Below are 15,465 nucleotides of genomic sequence, written 5' to 3'. Positions count from 1 at the left end.
GAGAGCTGGCTCTCCGCCCGATATTCATTGGCAGTCTCAGGCGCCGAAGACGCTGTCGAGACGTTCGCCCAGTGCACGCTGGTTCAGCGTTTCCTGGTCGCGTTCCTCGCGCAGGAACTTGAGCGCCACCGTGCCTTCGATGACTTCATTCTCACCGAGAATCAGCGCGATACGTGCACCGCTCTTGTCGGCCTTCTTCATCTGACTCTTGAAGCTGCCGCCACCGCAATGCAGTACCAGGCGCAGGTCGGGAAGTGCGGTGCGCAGCTCTTCGGCCAGACGCATGGCTTCGCCTTCGGCCTGCTCGCCCATCGACATCAGGTAGACATCGACAGTCTCGCGGACGTCCTGCGGAACCAGTTCCAGCGTCTCGAGCAACAGGATGAGGCGCTCGACGCCCATCGCGAAGCCGACCGCCGGTACCGGCTTGCCGCCCAGCTGTTCGAACAGGCTGTCGTAGCGGCCACCGGCACACACGGTGCCCTGGCTGCCCAGCGCGGTAGTGGTCCATTCGAACACACTGCGCGAGTAGTAATCGAGGCCACGCACCAGGCGCGGGTTGATGACGTATTCGATGCCAGCGGCGTCGAGTCGTGCCTTGAGGTCCTCGAAGTGCACGCGGGACTCTTCATCCAGGTGATCCCCCAGGCGCGGCGCGGCGTCGACGACGGCGGCCATGTCCGGGTTCTTGGTGTCGAGGATGCGCAGCGGGTTGCTGTGCAGACGGCGCTTGGAGTCTTCGTCGAGGACATCCAGGTGCTGTTCGAAGTATTCGACCAGCAGGTCACGATAGGCGGCACGCGCCTCGAGGCTACCCAGCGAGTTGAGCTCGAGGGTGACGTGCTCAAGCAGGCCCAGCTGGCGCCACAGACGCGCGGAGATCAGGATCATCTCGGCATCGATGTCCGGGCCTTCCATGCCGTAGGCTTCGACGCCCACCTGATGGAACTGACGATAACGCCCCTTCTGCGGGCGCTCATGGCGGAACATCGGGCCGGTGTACCACAGACGCTGGATCTGGTTATGGACCAGACCATTCTCCATCGCCATGCGCACGCAGCTGGCGGTGCCTTCCGGACGCAGGGTCAGGCTGTCACCGTTACGGTCGTCGAAGGTGTACATCTCCTTCTCGACGATGTCGGTGACTTCGCCGATGGAGCGCTTGAACAGCGCAGTCTGCTCGACGATGGGGGTGCGGATCTCGCGATAGCCGTACTGGCCCATCAGCGCTTCCACCTGGTGTTCGAAGTATTGCCATACCGGTGACTGGTCCGGCAGCAGGTCGTTCATGCCACGAATGGCCTGGATCTTGGTGCTCAACGTTCTCTCCTGAATCCTTGCGCATCTCCCCACGGCGCTCGCATGAGTCATGCAGGCGGGTGGGGAGACGAAGGCGCGTCACTCACGACGCGCAAGCCAGCCGAGACAAGCTCAGCTCTGGCGGATGATAGTGTCGGCCTCACGGGCCTCTTTTTCCGCGACCTTGTCGCGGATGAGTCGCTCAAGATCGTCAACCAGGGTGTCATTGGTCAACTTGCTGGCCGGCTTGCCGTCCAGGTAGACCAGGTTGGCGGGGCTGCCGCCGGTCAGGCCGACATCGGTCTCCTTGGCTTCGCCGGGGCCATTGACGACACAGCCGATGACCGAGACGTTCAGCGGCGTCATCACGTCTTCAAGACGTGTCTCCAGCTCGTTCATGGTCTTGATGACGTCGAAATTCTGACGTGAGCAGCTGGGACAGGCAATGAAGTTGATGCCCTTGGCGCGCAGCTTGAGGCTCTTGAGCATGTCGAAGCCGACCTTGATCTCCTCGACCGGATCCGCTGCCAGAGACACGCGGATGGTGTCACCGATGCCGTCCATCAGCAGCATGCCCAGGCCGATGGAAGACTTGACGGTGCCCGAGCGCAGGCCGCCCGCTTCGGTGATGCCCAGGTGCAGCGGCTGTTCGATGCGCGCTGCCAGGTCACGATAGGCGGCGACGGCCATGAAGACGTCGCTGGCCTTGACGCTGACCTTGAAGTCCTGGAAGTCGAGGCGGTCCAGATGGTCGATGTGACGCATGGCAGATTCGACCAGTGCCGCCGGCGTCGGTTCGCCGTATTTCTTCTGCAGGTCCTTTTCCAGGGAGCCTGCGTTGACGCCGATGCGGATCGGGATACCGTTGTCGCGTGCGGCGCTGACCACGGCACGCACGCGGTCTTCACGACCGATGTTGCCCGGGTTGATACGCAGGCAGTCGACACCAAGTTCCGCCACACGCAGGGCGATCTTGTAATCGAAGTGGATGTCGGCCACCAGCGGAATGTTGCTCTGCTGCTTGATGCGACCAAAGGCTTCGGCGGCATCCATGTCCGGCACGCTGACACGCACGATATCGGCACCGGCATCCTCGAGGCGCTTGATCTGCGCGACGGTGGCGGCGACATCGTTGGTGTCGGTGTTGGTCATGCTCTGCACGGAAATCGGTGCATCGCCGCCGACGGCCACATTGCCGACATGAATCTTGCGCGAGACGCGGCGCTTGATGGGGGAGTGACTATGCATGGGATTCCGGATCATTCACCGAGGGTAAGTTTGGCGACACTGCCGCGCGTGACGCGCGTGAGGTCGACCGCTTCATTCATGTAACGCAGCTCGACGCCAGAGGCATTGCCGATGGTCATCGTGAAGGGCGGCTTGCCTTCCAGCGTCGTGCTGGTGCCGGCCTCGTTGTTGCCGCGCAGCAGGCGCTTGCCATCGGCATCACGAATGTCGGTCCAGGAATTGATGTTGAACGTCAATTCGAGCTTGCGCGGGTCTGCCGCCGGTGCAGCATCCTCTGCTGCGCTCTCCTGTGAGGTGTCGGCACTGGCATCGGCGACTGCACTCACGTCAGTGCTAGCGGCGCTATCCGTGGCAGCGTCAGCCACTGAATTGTCAGCCTCTGAAGCGCCCTGCGCGCCAGCGTTCGTGTCGAGCGCGTCAGCACTCTGCGCTGTCGCCTCGGAGGATGCTGCTGCGTCGACGGCAGACGCATCACCGGTAGCAGTGGAGGACGGAGTCGCTTCACTATCGGTGGACTGCGAGAGCGAAAGCTCGATGGAGCCATCGGCATTCACGACCGGTGCGGTGTTGTCAGCATCGCTGCCACCTTCGAGGGCGGAGGTTTCCGCCGGCGAGGTGCGGCCATAGTCGCCGCTCTGCCACCACACGTAGCTGAGACCGATCAGGCCGGCGATGACCAGCAGGCTGACGAGGCGGAACAGATACTTGCCCATCTTGCCCGGCGGGCGCACCGACGGCGTGGAACTGGGGGTGTAGCGCTCGGCTTCGGTGGTGCCGAACTGGGCGTTGTACTGTCCGACGATGGCCTTCTCGTCCATGCCCAGCAGGCGGGCATAGGCACGCAGATAGCCGCGACGGTACGCGGCGATGGGAATCTGGTCGTAGTGGTCGCGTTCCAGGTCATCGACCAGGCTGGGGCGCAGGTTGAGCTGTGTCGCCACCTCATCACGCGACAACCCCTGATGCTCGCGCTCCAGCTTGAGGCGCGTGCCAGGCAGTGCATCACTGGCGTGCTGATCAGGGGCGGGTTGATGTTCGCTCATGGCGCATCCTTGTAAGGAAAAACTGTCTACCGAACGCACATCCGGGCGCTCTTCCGGTACTGCGGAAACTGCTCCTGACACTGATGCTGGAGCATACTGACTGATGCTGTCGCGCGATTGGCCGGGTGCTGCACGACTCGTTGATCATCATGCGAGTGAGCAGCGTGAAAAGCGATGACCCCCCATGCCAATCGACGCGTGCGAACACACGTTCGTCCGCGTCGGCACTATACCAAGCCCGCGCCGAGATTTTCACCGGCATTTCGGTCTTCTCGGTCCTGCTTGCAGCGACCCCGCCCATGAGGTGGCGCCATCAGCGGCGTCGTTGCACTTCGCTCAGGGAGTGCGAATCACCGCGCGACCGGATTCCCGTGTCATGACCTGCTCCAGCTGACGGCTGTAGAGGTCTGCCAGACGGCTGTCGCCACGTGCTGTGGCCACATCGACGGCCAAGGCGAGACTGTCGCTGTCGGTGCCTGCCAGGCGGAAGTAGCGGCTCAGCGCCGACTGGGCGGCGTCATTGTCACCGGCGTCATGTGACATGCGTGCCACCGCCAACCAGGCCTCTGACTCACGCGGGTTGATCTTGACGGCTCGCTCGAAACTCTTCGCGGCCTCGCTGGTCTTGCCCAGCTGCATCTGACAGCGGCCCAGATTGGTATAGAGCTGGCTACGATTGTCGTAGGTCAGGTCTTCAGCCGCGATCTCGAGCTGCCGACAGGCCTCGACGTATTCACCGCGAGAGTAGAGAAAGGCCGCGTAGTTGTTGCGCGCACGGGTAAAGGACGGATCGCTGGAAATGGCCTGATTGAAATAGTCATCGGCGAGCACGTTCTCCCCCTGGCGCTGATAGATCATCGCCAGCCCGGCCTTGGCCTCGGCATTGCTGCTCTGCAGCTTGAGTGCCTTCTGGAAGGCGCTGTCGGCGCGTTGCAGCTGATTACGACCCAGATAGGCTTCTCCGAGTTCCACGTAGGCGTTCGAGGCCTTGTTGTCATCCGGCGGGGCGTAGGGGTCGTTGGTTTCCACGCGTGTCGCGCAGCCTGCGAGGGTCAGGCCGGCAAATCCGAGGCACAGCAGCAGGGCTCTGGTGCGGCGAGTGATGCCGCGAGCAACGGTGCGGGTGTGGGAATCATGCTGGCAGGGGCCCTGTGTGACAGTGCCCTGTGCGACAGAGTGATGGGCGACAGGGTCATGCTCATTGGTGCGATGACGGGGCAGACGACTCGGCATGCAATCCTCGCGTGAATGAAGGCTCATGATGTGCCTGCGGGCGAGGGTCGCGGCAGGCAACAAAAGCGCCCCCATCAAAGCGCCGCACCTGCCACAAGTCAAGGTGGCAGGGCGGCGCATGGCTATGGCGATAGCGTCAGTTCAGGGCTGGCAGCCGCTCAGTCGGCGTCGAGCTGGATGGCGTTGATGTAACGCTCGGCGCGACGGGTGCGGTCCTTGACCTGCCCGACCAGCTGGCCACAGGCGGCGTCGATGTCATCGCCACGTGTGGCGCGCACCGGTGCGGTGTAGCCCAGCTCGTAGAGACGCTGCTGGAAGCGCATCACCTGGTTGCGTGACGGCTTCTCGTAACCAGAATGCGGGAACGGGTTGAACGGGATCAGGTTGATCTTGCACGGCAGTTCGTCGAGCAGCGCGGCCAGTTCCTCGGCGTGCTGGATCTGGTCGTTGACGTCCTTGATCAGGGTGTACTCGATGGTGACGATACGGGCATCGTCACACTTGGCCAGGTAGCGATGGCAGGAGTCGAGCAGCGCGCGGATGTTCCACTTGCGGTTGATCGGCACCAGCACGTTGCGCAGTTCATCGTTGGCCGCGTGCAGCGAGATCGCCAGGCTGACGTCCATCTCGTCGCCGAGCTGGTCCAGCTTGGGTACCACACCGGAGGTGGAGAGGGTGACGCGACGCTTGGACAGGCCATAGGCGTTGTCGTCCAGCATCAGCTTCATCGCCGGCACGACGTTGTCGTAGTTCATCAGCGGCTCGCCCATGCCCATCATCACCACGTTGGTGACCGGACGCTTGCGGGTGTCCTTGCGGTCTTCGGCGCCACGGGTGGCGACCCACACCTGGCCGATGATCTCGGCGGCGGTCAGGTCACGCTCGAAGCCCTGCTTGCCGGTGGAGCAGAAGCTGCAGTCCAGCGAGCAACCGACCTGGGAAGACACGCACAGGGTGCGACGGTTGCCGTTCTCGGACGGGATCAGCACGGTCTCGACGTAGCTGCCATCGCTGACTTCCAGTACCCACTTGCGGGTGCCGTCCTTGGACTCGCCTTCATAGACGATGCCCGGCGCACGGATCTCGGCGACCTGCTTGAGGCGCTCGCGCAGCGGCTTGGCGAGGTTGGTCATCTCGTCGAAGCTGTCGACACCTTCCTGGTGAATCCATTTCATCACCTGGGTGGCGCGGAATTTCTTCTCGCCGATGCTTTCGAAGAAATCTTCCATCGCCGGGCGCGGCAGGCCCAGCAGGTTGGTGAGCTTGACGGCGGCAGGGGCCGCGGCATCGGTGGCAGTTGCAGTGGTATCAGTCATGGTATGGGCCGGTCGTGTCAGGGATGGGCAGGCGTCACACAAAGGATAGACGTCTGCAGGGCGACGCTGTCAGCGGAGGTGGCGATGGCTCGCAGACCTCAAGAGGCTCTCATCATCAGCGCAGTGCGCGTGGGCGTCACATGGCGTGGGGAGAGGGCGCTGCAGCGGCTTTCAGAAAAGCGTATCGGACCTGCTCAAGCGTCGAATCTGCTTCAGGGGGTGCATGCTGTCGCGCGACGCTTCAGCACGTCCGATACCACGACGGCCCCGCCTCGCAGGCAGGGCCGTCGTGTCATGCACGGCTGGGATACGCGTGCCCCGAAGGGCCGGGCTTCTCAGTCGTACAAGGCGAAATCAACCGCGCGGGCAGATTTCGTTGTCGCCGAAGAAGTAGGCGATTTCGCGAGCAGCAGATTCCGGCGCGTCAGAACCGTGAACGGCGTTGGCGTCGATGGAAGTGGCGAAGTCTGCACGGATGGTGCCGGCTTCTGCTTCCTTCGGGTTGGTAGCGCCCATCAGGTCGCGGTTCTTGGTGATGGCGTCTTCGCCTTCCAGCACCTGGATCATGACCGGGCCGGAAGTCATGAAGCCGACCAGCTCACCGAAGAAGCCACGTTCGCTGTGCTCAGCGTAGAAGCCTTCGGCCTGTTCCTTGGACAGGTGAACCATCTTGGAAGCGACGATCTGCAGACCGGCCTTCTCGAAGCGAGAGTAGATCTCGCCGATCACGTTCTTGGCAACGGCATCCGGCTTGATGATGGACAGAGTGCGCTGAGTCATGGTGAATCTCCTGAGACAAGCTTTGAAGAGCCGCACGGCAGATGCCGCACGGCGGAAAACGGGCTCTGTCGGCATGCGCACGACAAAAGTGGGCGGCATTATAGCGGCAAGTGCCACCGGCTGCATCCATCATGCCTGAGTCGCATGACGCGCAGATGGCAAGCGCCTCGTCGGCACGGGCTGGCGAGGCGCTGAGGGTCGGCTCGGACGTTGCGCCTGGCCTGGACGCTGAAGCTCTATTTACAAGCTGAAGCCAGTCTCAGACGCTGAAGCCTGGTCTAGACGCTGAAGCTCTCGCCACAACCACACTCGTCCTTGACGTTGGGGTTGTTGAAGCGGAAGTAGCGGTTCAGGCCGTCCTTGACGTAGTCCACTTCGGAACCGTCGAGCACGGTGAGGGCTTCGGTGTCGACATAGACGGTGGCGCCGTGATCGACGAAGACGGCGTCTTCCTCGTTGGCCTCGTCGGCGAAGTCGAGCACATAGCTGTAGCCGGAGCAGCCGCTGGGCTTGACCGAGACACGCAGGCCAAGGCCGTGGCCGCGCTCGGCCAGCACGACACGGATCTGGTCGGCGGCGGAGGGGGAAATCGACAGGTGTGCCATGAGCAGTCTCCCGGGTCAGGCGCGCAGCGAGATCAGGGCATGCCTGAGTTCGCCGAGCGCGGATTCAATGTCGGTAGCGGTGGTGAAACGTCCGAAGCTGAAGCGCAATGACGCCAGCGCCAGTGGACGGGGCACCCCGATGCCGGTGAGGACGAACGACGGTTCGACGCTGGCGGAATTGCAGGCCGAGCCGGTGGAAATCGCGATGCCGCGCAGCGCCATCAGCATCGCCTCGCCATCCACACCCTCGAAGGCGAGATTGACGATGTTGGGCGAGCTGACCTCTATATCGGTATTGAAGTGCACGCCTTCAAGGCCGGCAAGCCCGGCGACGAACTGATCACGCAGCGCGACGAGGTGCTGGTGATCGGCATCGAACTGCTCGGCGCTCAGGCGGTAAGCCTCACCCATGCCGACGATCTGATGGGTCGGAAGGGTGCCGGAACGCATGCCGCGCTCATGCCCACCGCCATGGATCAGGGCATCGACCTTGATCTGCGGCTGGCGACGTACATACAGCGCGCCGATGCCCTTGGGGCCGTAAGCCTTGTGGGCGGACAGTGACAGCATGTCGATGGGCTGACGACTGACATCGATTCGTATCTTGCCGGGCGCCTGGGCGGCATCGACATGGAAGGCCGCGCCATGCGAGTGGGCGATGTCGCCCAGCGCATCCAGGTCATTCAGACTGCCCAGTTCGTTGTTCACTGCCATCAGCGACACCAGGATGGTATCGCTGCGCAGGGCGTCGCGCAGGCTGTCCGGGCTGATGCGTCCGTCAGGCTGCGGCGCGATGCGCGTGACCTCGAAGCCTTCCGCCTCCAGCGCGCTGGCGGTATCCAGAATCGCCTTGTGCTCGATGGTCGAGGTGATCAAATGGCGGCCACGCGCGGCATTGGCACGCATGTAGCCGGTCAGCGCCAGGTTGTCGGCTTCGGTGGCACCGCTGGTCCAGACGATCTCGCGCGGGTCGGCACCGATCAGCTCGGCGACCTGACGACGCGCGCCCTCGACGGCCTGCTCGGCCAGCCAGCCCGGCATGTGACTGCGCGAGGCCGGGTTGGCGAAGGTGCCGTCCTGCGTCAGATGACGCATCATCAGCTCGGCGACGCGAGGGTCGACGGGCGTGGTGGCGGCATAGTCAAGGTAGATCGGCTGGGACATGGTGACTTCCTGAAGACACGACGGACAGTGATGACGGTGAACGTGATGAAGGCGATCTCGAAGGCGGTGGGGCGCGGCGAGCATCGCCTCGGTTGGCCGTGCTCAGCCTGGCTGGCAAACGCCGCTCAGCTGCCTTGCATGACGGTGATCGGTGTCGGCTCGCACGCTTTGCGCTGACGACTGGCGATCTGGCGAATCTCTTCGCGCGCGACCAGGTCGGCCAGGCTGATGCCGTCGAGAAAGCCGTGGATCTCGTCGGACAGATCACACCACAGATGGTGCGTCAGGCAGGTGTCACCGGCCTGACAGTCCGACATTCCCTGACAGCGTGTGGCGTCGACTGACTCGTTGACGGCGTCGATGATGCACGCCACCGAGGTGGTCTCGAGTTCGGTGTCCAGCAGATAACCGCCACCGGGGCCACGCACGCTCTTGACCAGACCGGCACGTCGCAGACGCGCAAACAGTTGCTCCAGGTACGACAGCGAGATGCCCTGGCGTACGGAAATATCGGCCAGGCAGGTCGGGCCACAACTGGCATGCAGGGCCAGATCGAGCATCGCGGTGACGGCGTAGCGTCCCTTGGTGGTCAGGCGCATGACAGAGTCCGTGAGCAGATGGAGCCTGCGACGTTGAGGACGAGGCCGGGCACAGTCGCCGCCTCTGGCGAGACGGCGTATCAATGCGCCCCATTATGGTGGGGTGGTCTGGCGGGGTCAATCCCGACTGAATTGGTCAACTTTAGCCATGCTGACGTTCGGCGGGCTCCTGCGTATCGCTTGCCTGCTCGGTCGGCGGCTGCTCAGTCGGCGCCTGCTGGGTCGAGGTCTGCTCGGAGCGCGGCTGGTCATCCGGAGCAGTGCCCTGCGATGCGTTGGATGCAGCGGCGCGGGCCTTGGGCGAGGTGCTGCCCTGGGCCGCGGCCACGTCAGCGACGGTCGTCTCGCCACCGCAGGGCCCCAGCTCATCGATCAGCTGGGCAAAGTCGGCGTCGTCGAGCTCGGGCAGGCGCCCGGCGCGATAGCTGGCATCCAGCTTGCGCAGCGTGCCGCACATCTGTTCGATGCGCTTGTCCACGGCATGCATGTGATCGAGCATCGCGTGCATGGAGCGCGCGACCGGATCGGGCATGTCCTGGCCCATGCCGTAGGCATCGAAGCCGAACTTCTCCTTCATGGCCTCGCGGCTTTCCGGGTCGACCGACGGCTCCTCCGCCACATCCGGCTCGGCGCGCTTGACGATCTTGCCGGGAATGCCGACGACGGTGGCGCCGGCAGGCACTTCACGCGTGACCACGGCGTTGGAGCCGACCTTGGCACCGGCGCCGACGGTGAACGGGCCGAGAATCTTGGCGCCGGCACCGACGATGACGCCATCGCCGAGGGTCGGGTGGCGCTTGCCGGCGTTCCAGGTGGTGCCGCCGAGGGTCACGCCGTGATAGAGGGTCACGTCATCGCCGATCAGGGCTGTCTCACCAATGACGACGCCCATGCCGTGGTCGATGAAGAAGCGGCGGCCGATGGTGGCACCCGGGTGGATCTCGATGCCGGTCAGCCAGCGCATCAGGGTCGAGCCGGTGCGCGCCAGCCATTTGGCATTGTGGCGCCATAGCCAGTGATTGATGCGGTGGGCCACCAGGGCATGCAGGCCCGGATAGTTGGTCAGGACTTCAAAGAAGTTGCGCGCCGCCGGATCACGGGCAAACACGCTATCGATGTCTTCACGCAGTCGAGTGAACATGGCGTGTCCTCAGGAAGTGCGGTTGGCCGTGTCGGCTTGTGCCAGGCGAACCTGCTTGTCCACCGCGGAAAGAATGCCGCGCAGAATGTTGATTTCCATGCTGTCCGGACGCGCGCGCAGATAAAGGCGACGCAGGCGTGCCATCAGCTGGCGCGGCTGTTCCGGATCGAGGAAGTCGACGCTGATCAGTGTCTTCTCGAGATGCTCGAACAGGCGCTCGAGGTCGGCATGGCTGGCCAGCGGGCTATCCCAGTCGATACCGAACGGCTGGGCATCCTCGGCACGCGGCGTCTCGCCGGCGGCTTCCTGGTCGGCCAGCCACGCCTGGCGGCACTCATAGGCCAGCACCTGTACCGCCGCGGCCAGATTCAGCGAGCTGAAATCCGGATTGGTCGGGATGTGCACGTGACGGTGGCAGCGCTGCAGCTCTTCATTGGAGAGCCCGGAATCCTCGCGGCCGAAGACGATGGCCACGCGGGCATCCGGCAGGCGGGCTTCATCGGCCAGGGTGGCACCGAAGGCGCGCGGCGTGATCATCGGCCACGGCAGGTTGCGCGAACGTGCGCTGCAGCCGACCACCAGACTGCAATCCGCCACGGCCTCTTCCAGGGTCTCGTGCACCGAGGCGCTGGCAACCAGCGCATCGGCACCCGAGGCGCGTGAGGCGGATTCCTGGCATTGCACCTGACATCGCGGCGCGACCAGTGCGAGATCGGCCAGGCCCATATTGAGCATGGCGCGGGCTGCACCACCAATGTTGCCGGGATGGCTGGTGCCAATCAGGACAATGCGCAGACGTTCAAGCATGAGGACTTCCAGGATAGCGATTGAAGGGCAGGGCAATCGACGCGGCCCGGTCACCGGGCTGGGCGAGACGTGCGCCAGAACCCGATATCCTAGCATGAAGCCAGCGCAGGGAGCAGTCAGCCGTGGCGTGATCCCGCCGTCTCTCTACGGCGAAGGTCGCGTGTCGCGATGGCAGCTCGAGCCGAGCTCTGATAGACTACGTCGTCCCGTCATGTCGCAACATGTATTCGCCCTCGTTGGCGCCGCGTGCTGTGGCGGCTGGCAGCCTGCATACATTGCACTATGCAGCGTGCCCCGCGCCGTATCAGGATTCCTGTACGGGCTACATGACCACCTGATCTGATTGCACCCAGTTTCGCTCGATTCGTGTTGCGCCGCGTTGATGTCTCACGCGCCGTGGCACCCGTTCTTTAACAGCTCCCGACTCGTCAAGGCCTTGATCATGCATCCGATGGTCCAATTTGCGCTGCGTGCTGCACGCGGTGCCGCAGAGCAGTTCGTCCGTGCTCGTGAACGTATCGAAGTCGCCCGTGGCGACAACGATCTCGACACCTTCATCGCAGACACTGCACGTCGCGCCGAAGCGCACATCGTGCGTCAGCTGGAGCGCGGTTATCCGCAACACGGTCTTTCCGGCCGTTATACCGACCATCGCGATGGTGAAGGTCAGGGTTCTGACTACCACTGGCGCATCGAGCCGGTGCACGGTTACTCCAACCTGGCATCCGCGGCCTCCGGCTTCGCGCTGTCCGTGGTCTGCCTGTTCAAGGGCCGTGCCGAGCACGCGGTGGTCATCGCGCCGTTCACTGATGAAGAGTACATCGTCAGCCGCGGTCGTGGTGCACAGCACTCCGGTCACCGTATCCGCGTGACCAACGCCACCTCCATCGAAGGTGCGCGTCTGGCGATGGGCCTGCCGGAAAGCTGGCAGCGTCCGCGTCACCTGCCGACCTACCTCTCCATCGTTCAGCAGGTCGGCCCGCAGGTCGAGATGCTGCGCACCAGCGGCTGTGCGCTGCTGGACGTGCTCGAGCTGGCCTCCGGCCGCGTCGATGCCGTCTATGTGCTGGGTCTGGATGCTGGTGACAGCGAGATCGTCAGCCTGTTCCTGAAGGAATGTGGTGCTCTGGCAGGCAGTGCCGACGGCACGCCGGTCGTAGTCGCCGAAGGCACGCTGATGGCCGCTGGCGCGCGTCTGTACAAGGCGCTGGCGCAGACCATGCAGCCGCACCTGTAAGACTGCACTTGGCAAGACGGTATGATCTGATGGCTCTGTCAGTATTGAGCCTTCTGGAGAACGAAAAAAACCCCACCTCGCATGAGGTGGGGTTTTTTTGTGCCTGGCATTCGTGGCGCTACCACCGTATCTCTTGCCTGTGGTGGTAGCGCCGACTGCCCTGGTGCAGTCGAGTGCAGCGCTTACGGTGCGCCGTCCTCGAACTGCTCCTTGGGCGGGGGGATCAGATCCACACGCTTCAGGCCGACCACCAGCAACAGCGCCGCTGCCACGTAGATGGAGGAGAAGGTCCCCGCGACCACACCGATGATCAGTGCGATGGCGAAGTTGTGGATCATGTCACCGCCGAGGAAGTACAGCGCCAGCAACACCAGCAAGGTGGTGCCGGAGGTGGACAGCGTACGTGACAGCGTCGCGTTGATGGCGTCATTGAAGATCGACGGCATGTCATCGGTACGCGATTTGCGGATGTTCTCGCGAATGCGGTCGTAGACGATGATGGTGTCGTTCAGTGAGTAGCCGATCACGGCCAGCACCGCGGCCAGTACCGTCAGGTCGAAGTCGAGTCCGAACAGGGCGAAGATGCCCAGCAGGATGATGACGTCGTGACCCAGCGAGATGAGTGCGCCGAGGGCGAACTTGTACTGGAAGCGGAAGGCCACGTAGACCATCACCACGGCCAGGGCGAGCAGCATGCCGAGACCCGACTGGTCGCGCAGCTGATCACCGACCTGGGCGCCGACGAACTCGGCGCGGATCAGGTTGACGCTGTCACCGGTGGCCTGAAGGTGCGCCACGATGTCATTGCCGATACCGGCTTCGAAGCTCTGCTGCAGACGCACCAGAATCTCGTTGCTGGCACCGAAGGTCTGGACCGAGACATCCTTGTAGCCAGCGGCCTCCAGTGTCTGGCGCACGCTGTCCAGTGCCGGTGCCGCCTGGTATTTCACTTCCACCAGGGTGCCGCCGGTAAAGTCGAGGCCCAGGTTCAGGCCATGAATCACAAGGGCGCCAATGGCCACGATCGTCAGCACGATGGAGACGATGAAGGCCGCGCGCCGCTTGCTCATGAAGTCAAACTGTCGCATCACGATGGCCCCTCAGATCCAGAGTTTCTTGAGTGTCTTGCCGCCAATGGCAAGATTGATGATGCCGCGCGAGACCATGATCGCCGTGAACATCGACGTCAGGATGCCGATGGACAGCGTGACCGCGAAGCCCTTGACCGGGCCACTGCCGATGGAGAACAGGATCACCGCGACCAGCAGGGTGGTGATGTTGGCATCGACGATGGAGGTGAAGGCGCGCTCGAAGCCGGTATGCACCGCTTGATGCAGCGGCATTTTGGAGCGCATTTCCTCGCGGATACGCTCGAAGATCAGCACGTTGGCATCCACCGCCATGCCCAGCGTCAGCACGATACCGGCGATACCCGGCAGGGTCAGGGTGGCGCCCAGCATCGACATCGCGGCAATCAGGATCGCCAGGTTGGCGGTCAGGGCCACGTTGGCGACGACACCGAAGGCCTTGTATCGCGCCAGCATGAACAGCACGACCAGCAGCAGGCCCAGCTCGACGGACAGGATGCCGCGCGAGATGTTCTCGGCACCCAGGCTCGGGCCGATGGTGCGTTCCTGCACGAAGTAGATCGGCGCGGCCAATGAGCCGGAACGCAGCAGCAGCGACAGCTCCTTCGCCTCGGTCGGAGAATCCAGACCGGTGATGCGGAAGCTGTTGCCCAGCGCGCTCTGGATGGTCGCCAGACTGATCAGCCCTTTCTCGGTGTACGGGATGCGCTTCTCGACCTTCTCGCCGTCTTCCATCACGGTGCGAGTGCGGGTCTTGTGCTCGATGAACAGTACCGCCATGTTGCGGCCGATCGCGGCACGCGTGACGCGGTTCATGATCGAGCCACCGGTGCCGTCCAGGTTGATGTTGACCTGCGGGCGGCCACTTTCATCGAAGCTGGTGCTGGCGCTGGAGACGCTGTCACCGCTGATGATCACGTCCTTCATGATATTGGCGGTGCGGCTCGGCTGGTTGCGGAACGCGAAGCTCTCCATCTCGCTGGCCGGCGTGTCGCTGGCCGCTTCGAGACGGAATTCGAGGTTGGCGGTGGCGCCCAGTACGCGCTTGGCGGCGGCCGTGTCCTGCACGCCCGGCAGCTCGACCACGATGCGGTTCGGGCCCTGGCGCTGAACCAGCGGCTCGGACACGCCCAGCTCGTTGACGCGATTGCGGATCGTGGTCAGGTTCTGATTGACCGCGTAATCCTGAATCTCCTTGACGGCGGCGGCGGTCAGGGTGAGGTCCAGTACGGCCCCACGCTCGATATCGCGCTCGTCGTATTCGAAGTTCTGGAAGTCGCGCGAGATCAGTGAGCGCGCCTGCGAGCGGTCTTCCTCATCGGAGAACGTCAGGCTCAGGGTACCGTCGTCGACTTCGCTGCCGCGGTAGCGGATACGCTCCTCGCGCAGGGTTTCCTTGATGGCGCTGGCGTTGACTTCCAGGCGCTGCTTGACCGCGGCGTCCATGTCGACTTCCAGCTGGAAGTGGACACCGCCACGCAGGTCAAGGCCCAGCTTCATCGGTGAGGCACCGAGGCTGGCCAGCCACGACGGCGTGGCATCGGCCAGGTTCAGCGCGACGATGGCGTCATCGCCAAGGGTGTCGCTGATCAGTTCCTTGGCACGCAGCTGCTGGTCGTTGCTGGTGAGGCGAATCAGGCCGGTGGAACCATTGAGTTCCTCGGATTTGGGCGTGATGCCGGCGTTTTCGAGGGCGCTGGTGGCGCGATCGAGATCTTGCTGGTCGATGGCCTCGGCGCCGCTGGCGGCACTGATCTGCACGGCCGGGTCTTCGGGGTAGAGATTCGGCAATGCGTAGATCACGCCGACGGCAAGTACCAGGCAGATCACCAGGTACTTCCAAAGCGGATAGCGGTTGAGCATGGCAGCCCTGTCCTTGGTGGAGCGGGAGAGAAAAAGCATGCT

At 63.6% G+C, this 15,465-nt stretch carries 14 protein-coding genes; 1 reads left to right on the top strand and 13 read right to left on the bottom strand.

Annotated elements, in window-relative coordinates; genetic code table 11:
- Positions 1 to 36 precede the first annotated feature (36 nt).
- From hisS to CDPAHKCJ_RS12825, 11 genes are all read right to left on the bottom strand, one after another.
- Positions 37 to 1,371, bottom strand: coding sequence for a histidine--tRNA ligase (hisS, locus tag CDPAHKCJ_RS12875; protein WP_166020128.1), 1,335 nt, complete (start codon positions 1,369 to 1,371; stop codon positions 37 to 39).
- 60 nt (positions 1,372 to 1,431) lie between these two features.
- On the bottom strand, positions 1,432 to 2,547 hold the full coding sequence (ispG, locus tag CDPAHKCJ_RS12870) for a flavodoxin-dependent (E)-4-hydroxy-3-methylbut-2-enyl-diphosphate synthase (RefSeq protein WP_043333809.1): 1,116 nt from the start codon (positions 2,545 to 2,547) through the stop codon (positions 1,432 to 1,434).
- An 11-nt stretch (positions 2,548 to 2,558) separates the two neighbouring features.
- Complete coding sequence (locus tag CDPAHKCJ_RS12865; RefSeq protein ID WP_166020126.1) at positions 2,559 to 3,590, bottom strand: RodZ domain-containing protein; 1,032 nt, start codon at positions 3,588 to 3,590, stop codon at positions 2,559 to 2,561.
- A 336-nt stretch (positions 3,591 to 3,926) separates the two neighbouring features.
- Positions 3,927 to 4,850, bottom strand: coding sequence for a type IV pilus biogenesis/stability protein PilW (gene pilW, locus CDPAHKCJ_RS12860; protein WP_166020125.1), 924 nt, complete (start codon positions 4,848 to 4,850; stop codon positions 3,927 to 3,929).
- Between the two features lie 131 nt (positions 4,851 to 4,981).
- Positions 4,982 to 6,139: a 23S rRNA (adenine(2503)-C(2))-methyltransferase RlmN gene (gene rlmN / locus CDPAHKCJ_RS12855; protein ID WP_107336017.1), complete on the bottom strand. Its 1,158-nt coding sequence runs from the start codon at positions 6,137 to 6,139 to the stop codon at positions 4,982 to 4,984.
- A 354-nt stretch (positions 6,140 to 6,493) separates the two neighbouring features.
- Positions 6,494 to 6,919 carry a nucleoside-diphosphate kinase gene (gene ndk, locus CDPAHKCJ_RS12850; RefSeq protein ID WP_043333812.1) on the bottom strand — a complete coding sequence of 142 codons (426 nt, stop codon included), beginning with the start codon at positions 6,917 to 6,919 and terminating at the stop codon, positions 6,494 to 6,496.
- Positions 6,920 to 7,197: 278 nt separating this feature from the next.
- Positions 7,198 to 7,524 (bottom strand): iron-sulfur cluster assembly accessory protein, encoded by a 327-nt coding sequence (locus CDPAHKCJ_RS12845; RefSeq protein ID WP_166020123.1) that lies wholly within the window; start codon positions 7,522 to 7,524, stop codon positions 7,198 to 7,200.
- 15 nt (positions 7,525 to 7,539) lie between these two features.
- On the bottom strand, positions 7,540 to 8,688 hold the full coding sequence (locus CDPAHKCJ_RS12840; RefSeq protein ID WP_166020121.1) for an aminotransferase class V-fold PLP-dependent enzyme: 1,149 nt from the start codon (positions 8,686 to 8,688) through the stop codon (positions 7,540 to 7,542).
- Between the two features lie 125 nt (positions 8,689 to 8,813).
- The gene (locus tag CDPAHKCJ_RS12835; RefSeq protein WP_043333815.1) at positions 8,814 to 9,287 is read right to left on the bottom strand and encodes a Fe-S cluster assembly transcription factor; all 474 of its coding nucleotides are present in this window, start codon (positions 9,285 to 9,287) and stop codon (positions 8,814 to 8,816) included.
- A gap of 142 nt (positions 9,288 to 9,429) precedes the next feature.
- On the bottom strand, positions 9,430 to 10,428 hold the full coding sequence (cysE, locus tag CDPAHKCJ_RS12830; RefSeq protein ID WP_240916808.1) for a serine O-acetyltransferase: 999 nt from the start codon (positions 10,426 to 10,428) through the stop codon (positions 9,430 to 9,432).
- A 9-nt stretch (positions 10,429 to 10,437) separates the two neighbouring features.
- On the bottom strand, positions 10,438 to 11,235 hold the full coding sequence (locus tag CDPAHKCJ_RS12825) for an RNA methyltransferase (RefSeq protein ID WP_166020119.1): 798 nt from the start codon (positions 11,233 to 11,235) through the stop codon (positions 10,438 to 10,440).
- A 442-nt stretch (positions 11,236 to 11,677) separates the two neighbouring features.
- Between CDPAHKCJ_RS12825 and CDPAHKCJ_RS12820 the strand changes: the two genes are divergently transcribed.
- Complete coding sequence (locus CDPAHKCJ_RS12820) at positions 11,678 to 12,472, top strand: inositol monophosphatase family protein (protein ID WP_043333816.1); 795 nt, start codon at positions 11,678 to 11,680, stop codon at positions 12,470 to 12,472.
- Positions 12,473 to 12,654: 182 nt separating this feature from the next.
- On the opposite strand, the gene secF is transcribed toward CDPAHKCJ_RS12820, so the two are convergent.
- Both secF and secD read right to left on the bottom strand, forming a co-directional pair.
- Complete coding sequence (secF, locus tag CDPAHKCJ_RS12815; protein WP_107336021.1) at positions 12,655 to 13,560, bottom strand: protein translocase subunit SecF; 906 nt, start codon at positions 13,558 to 13,560, stop codon at positions 12,655 to 12,657.
- A gap of 12 nt (positions 13,561 to 13,572) precedes the next feature.
- The gene (gene secD, locus CDPAHKCJ_RS12810; protein WP_166020231.1) at positions 13,573 to 15,423 is read right to left on the bottom strand and encodes a protein translocase subunit SecD; all 1,851 of its coding nucleotides are present in this window, start codon (positions 15,421 to 15,423) and stop codon (positions 13,573 to 13,575) included.
- Between the last annotated feature and the right edge of the window lie 42 nt (positions 15,424 to 15,465).

It is taken from the genome of Cobetia sp. MB87 (assembly GCF_011319755.1).
GTDB lineage: Bacteria > Pseudomonadota > Gammaproteobacteria > Pseudomonadales > Halomonadaceae > Cobetia.
The sequence above is the reverse complement of the archived record's forward strand: the minus strand, read 5'-3'. Positions and strand labels throughout refer to the sequence as shown.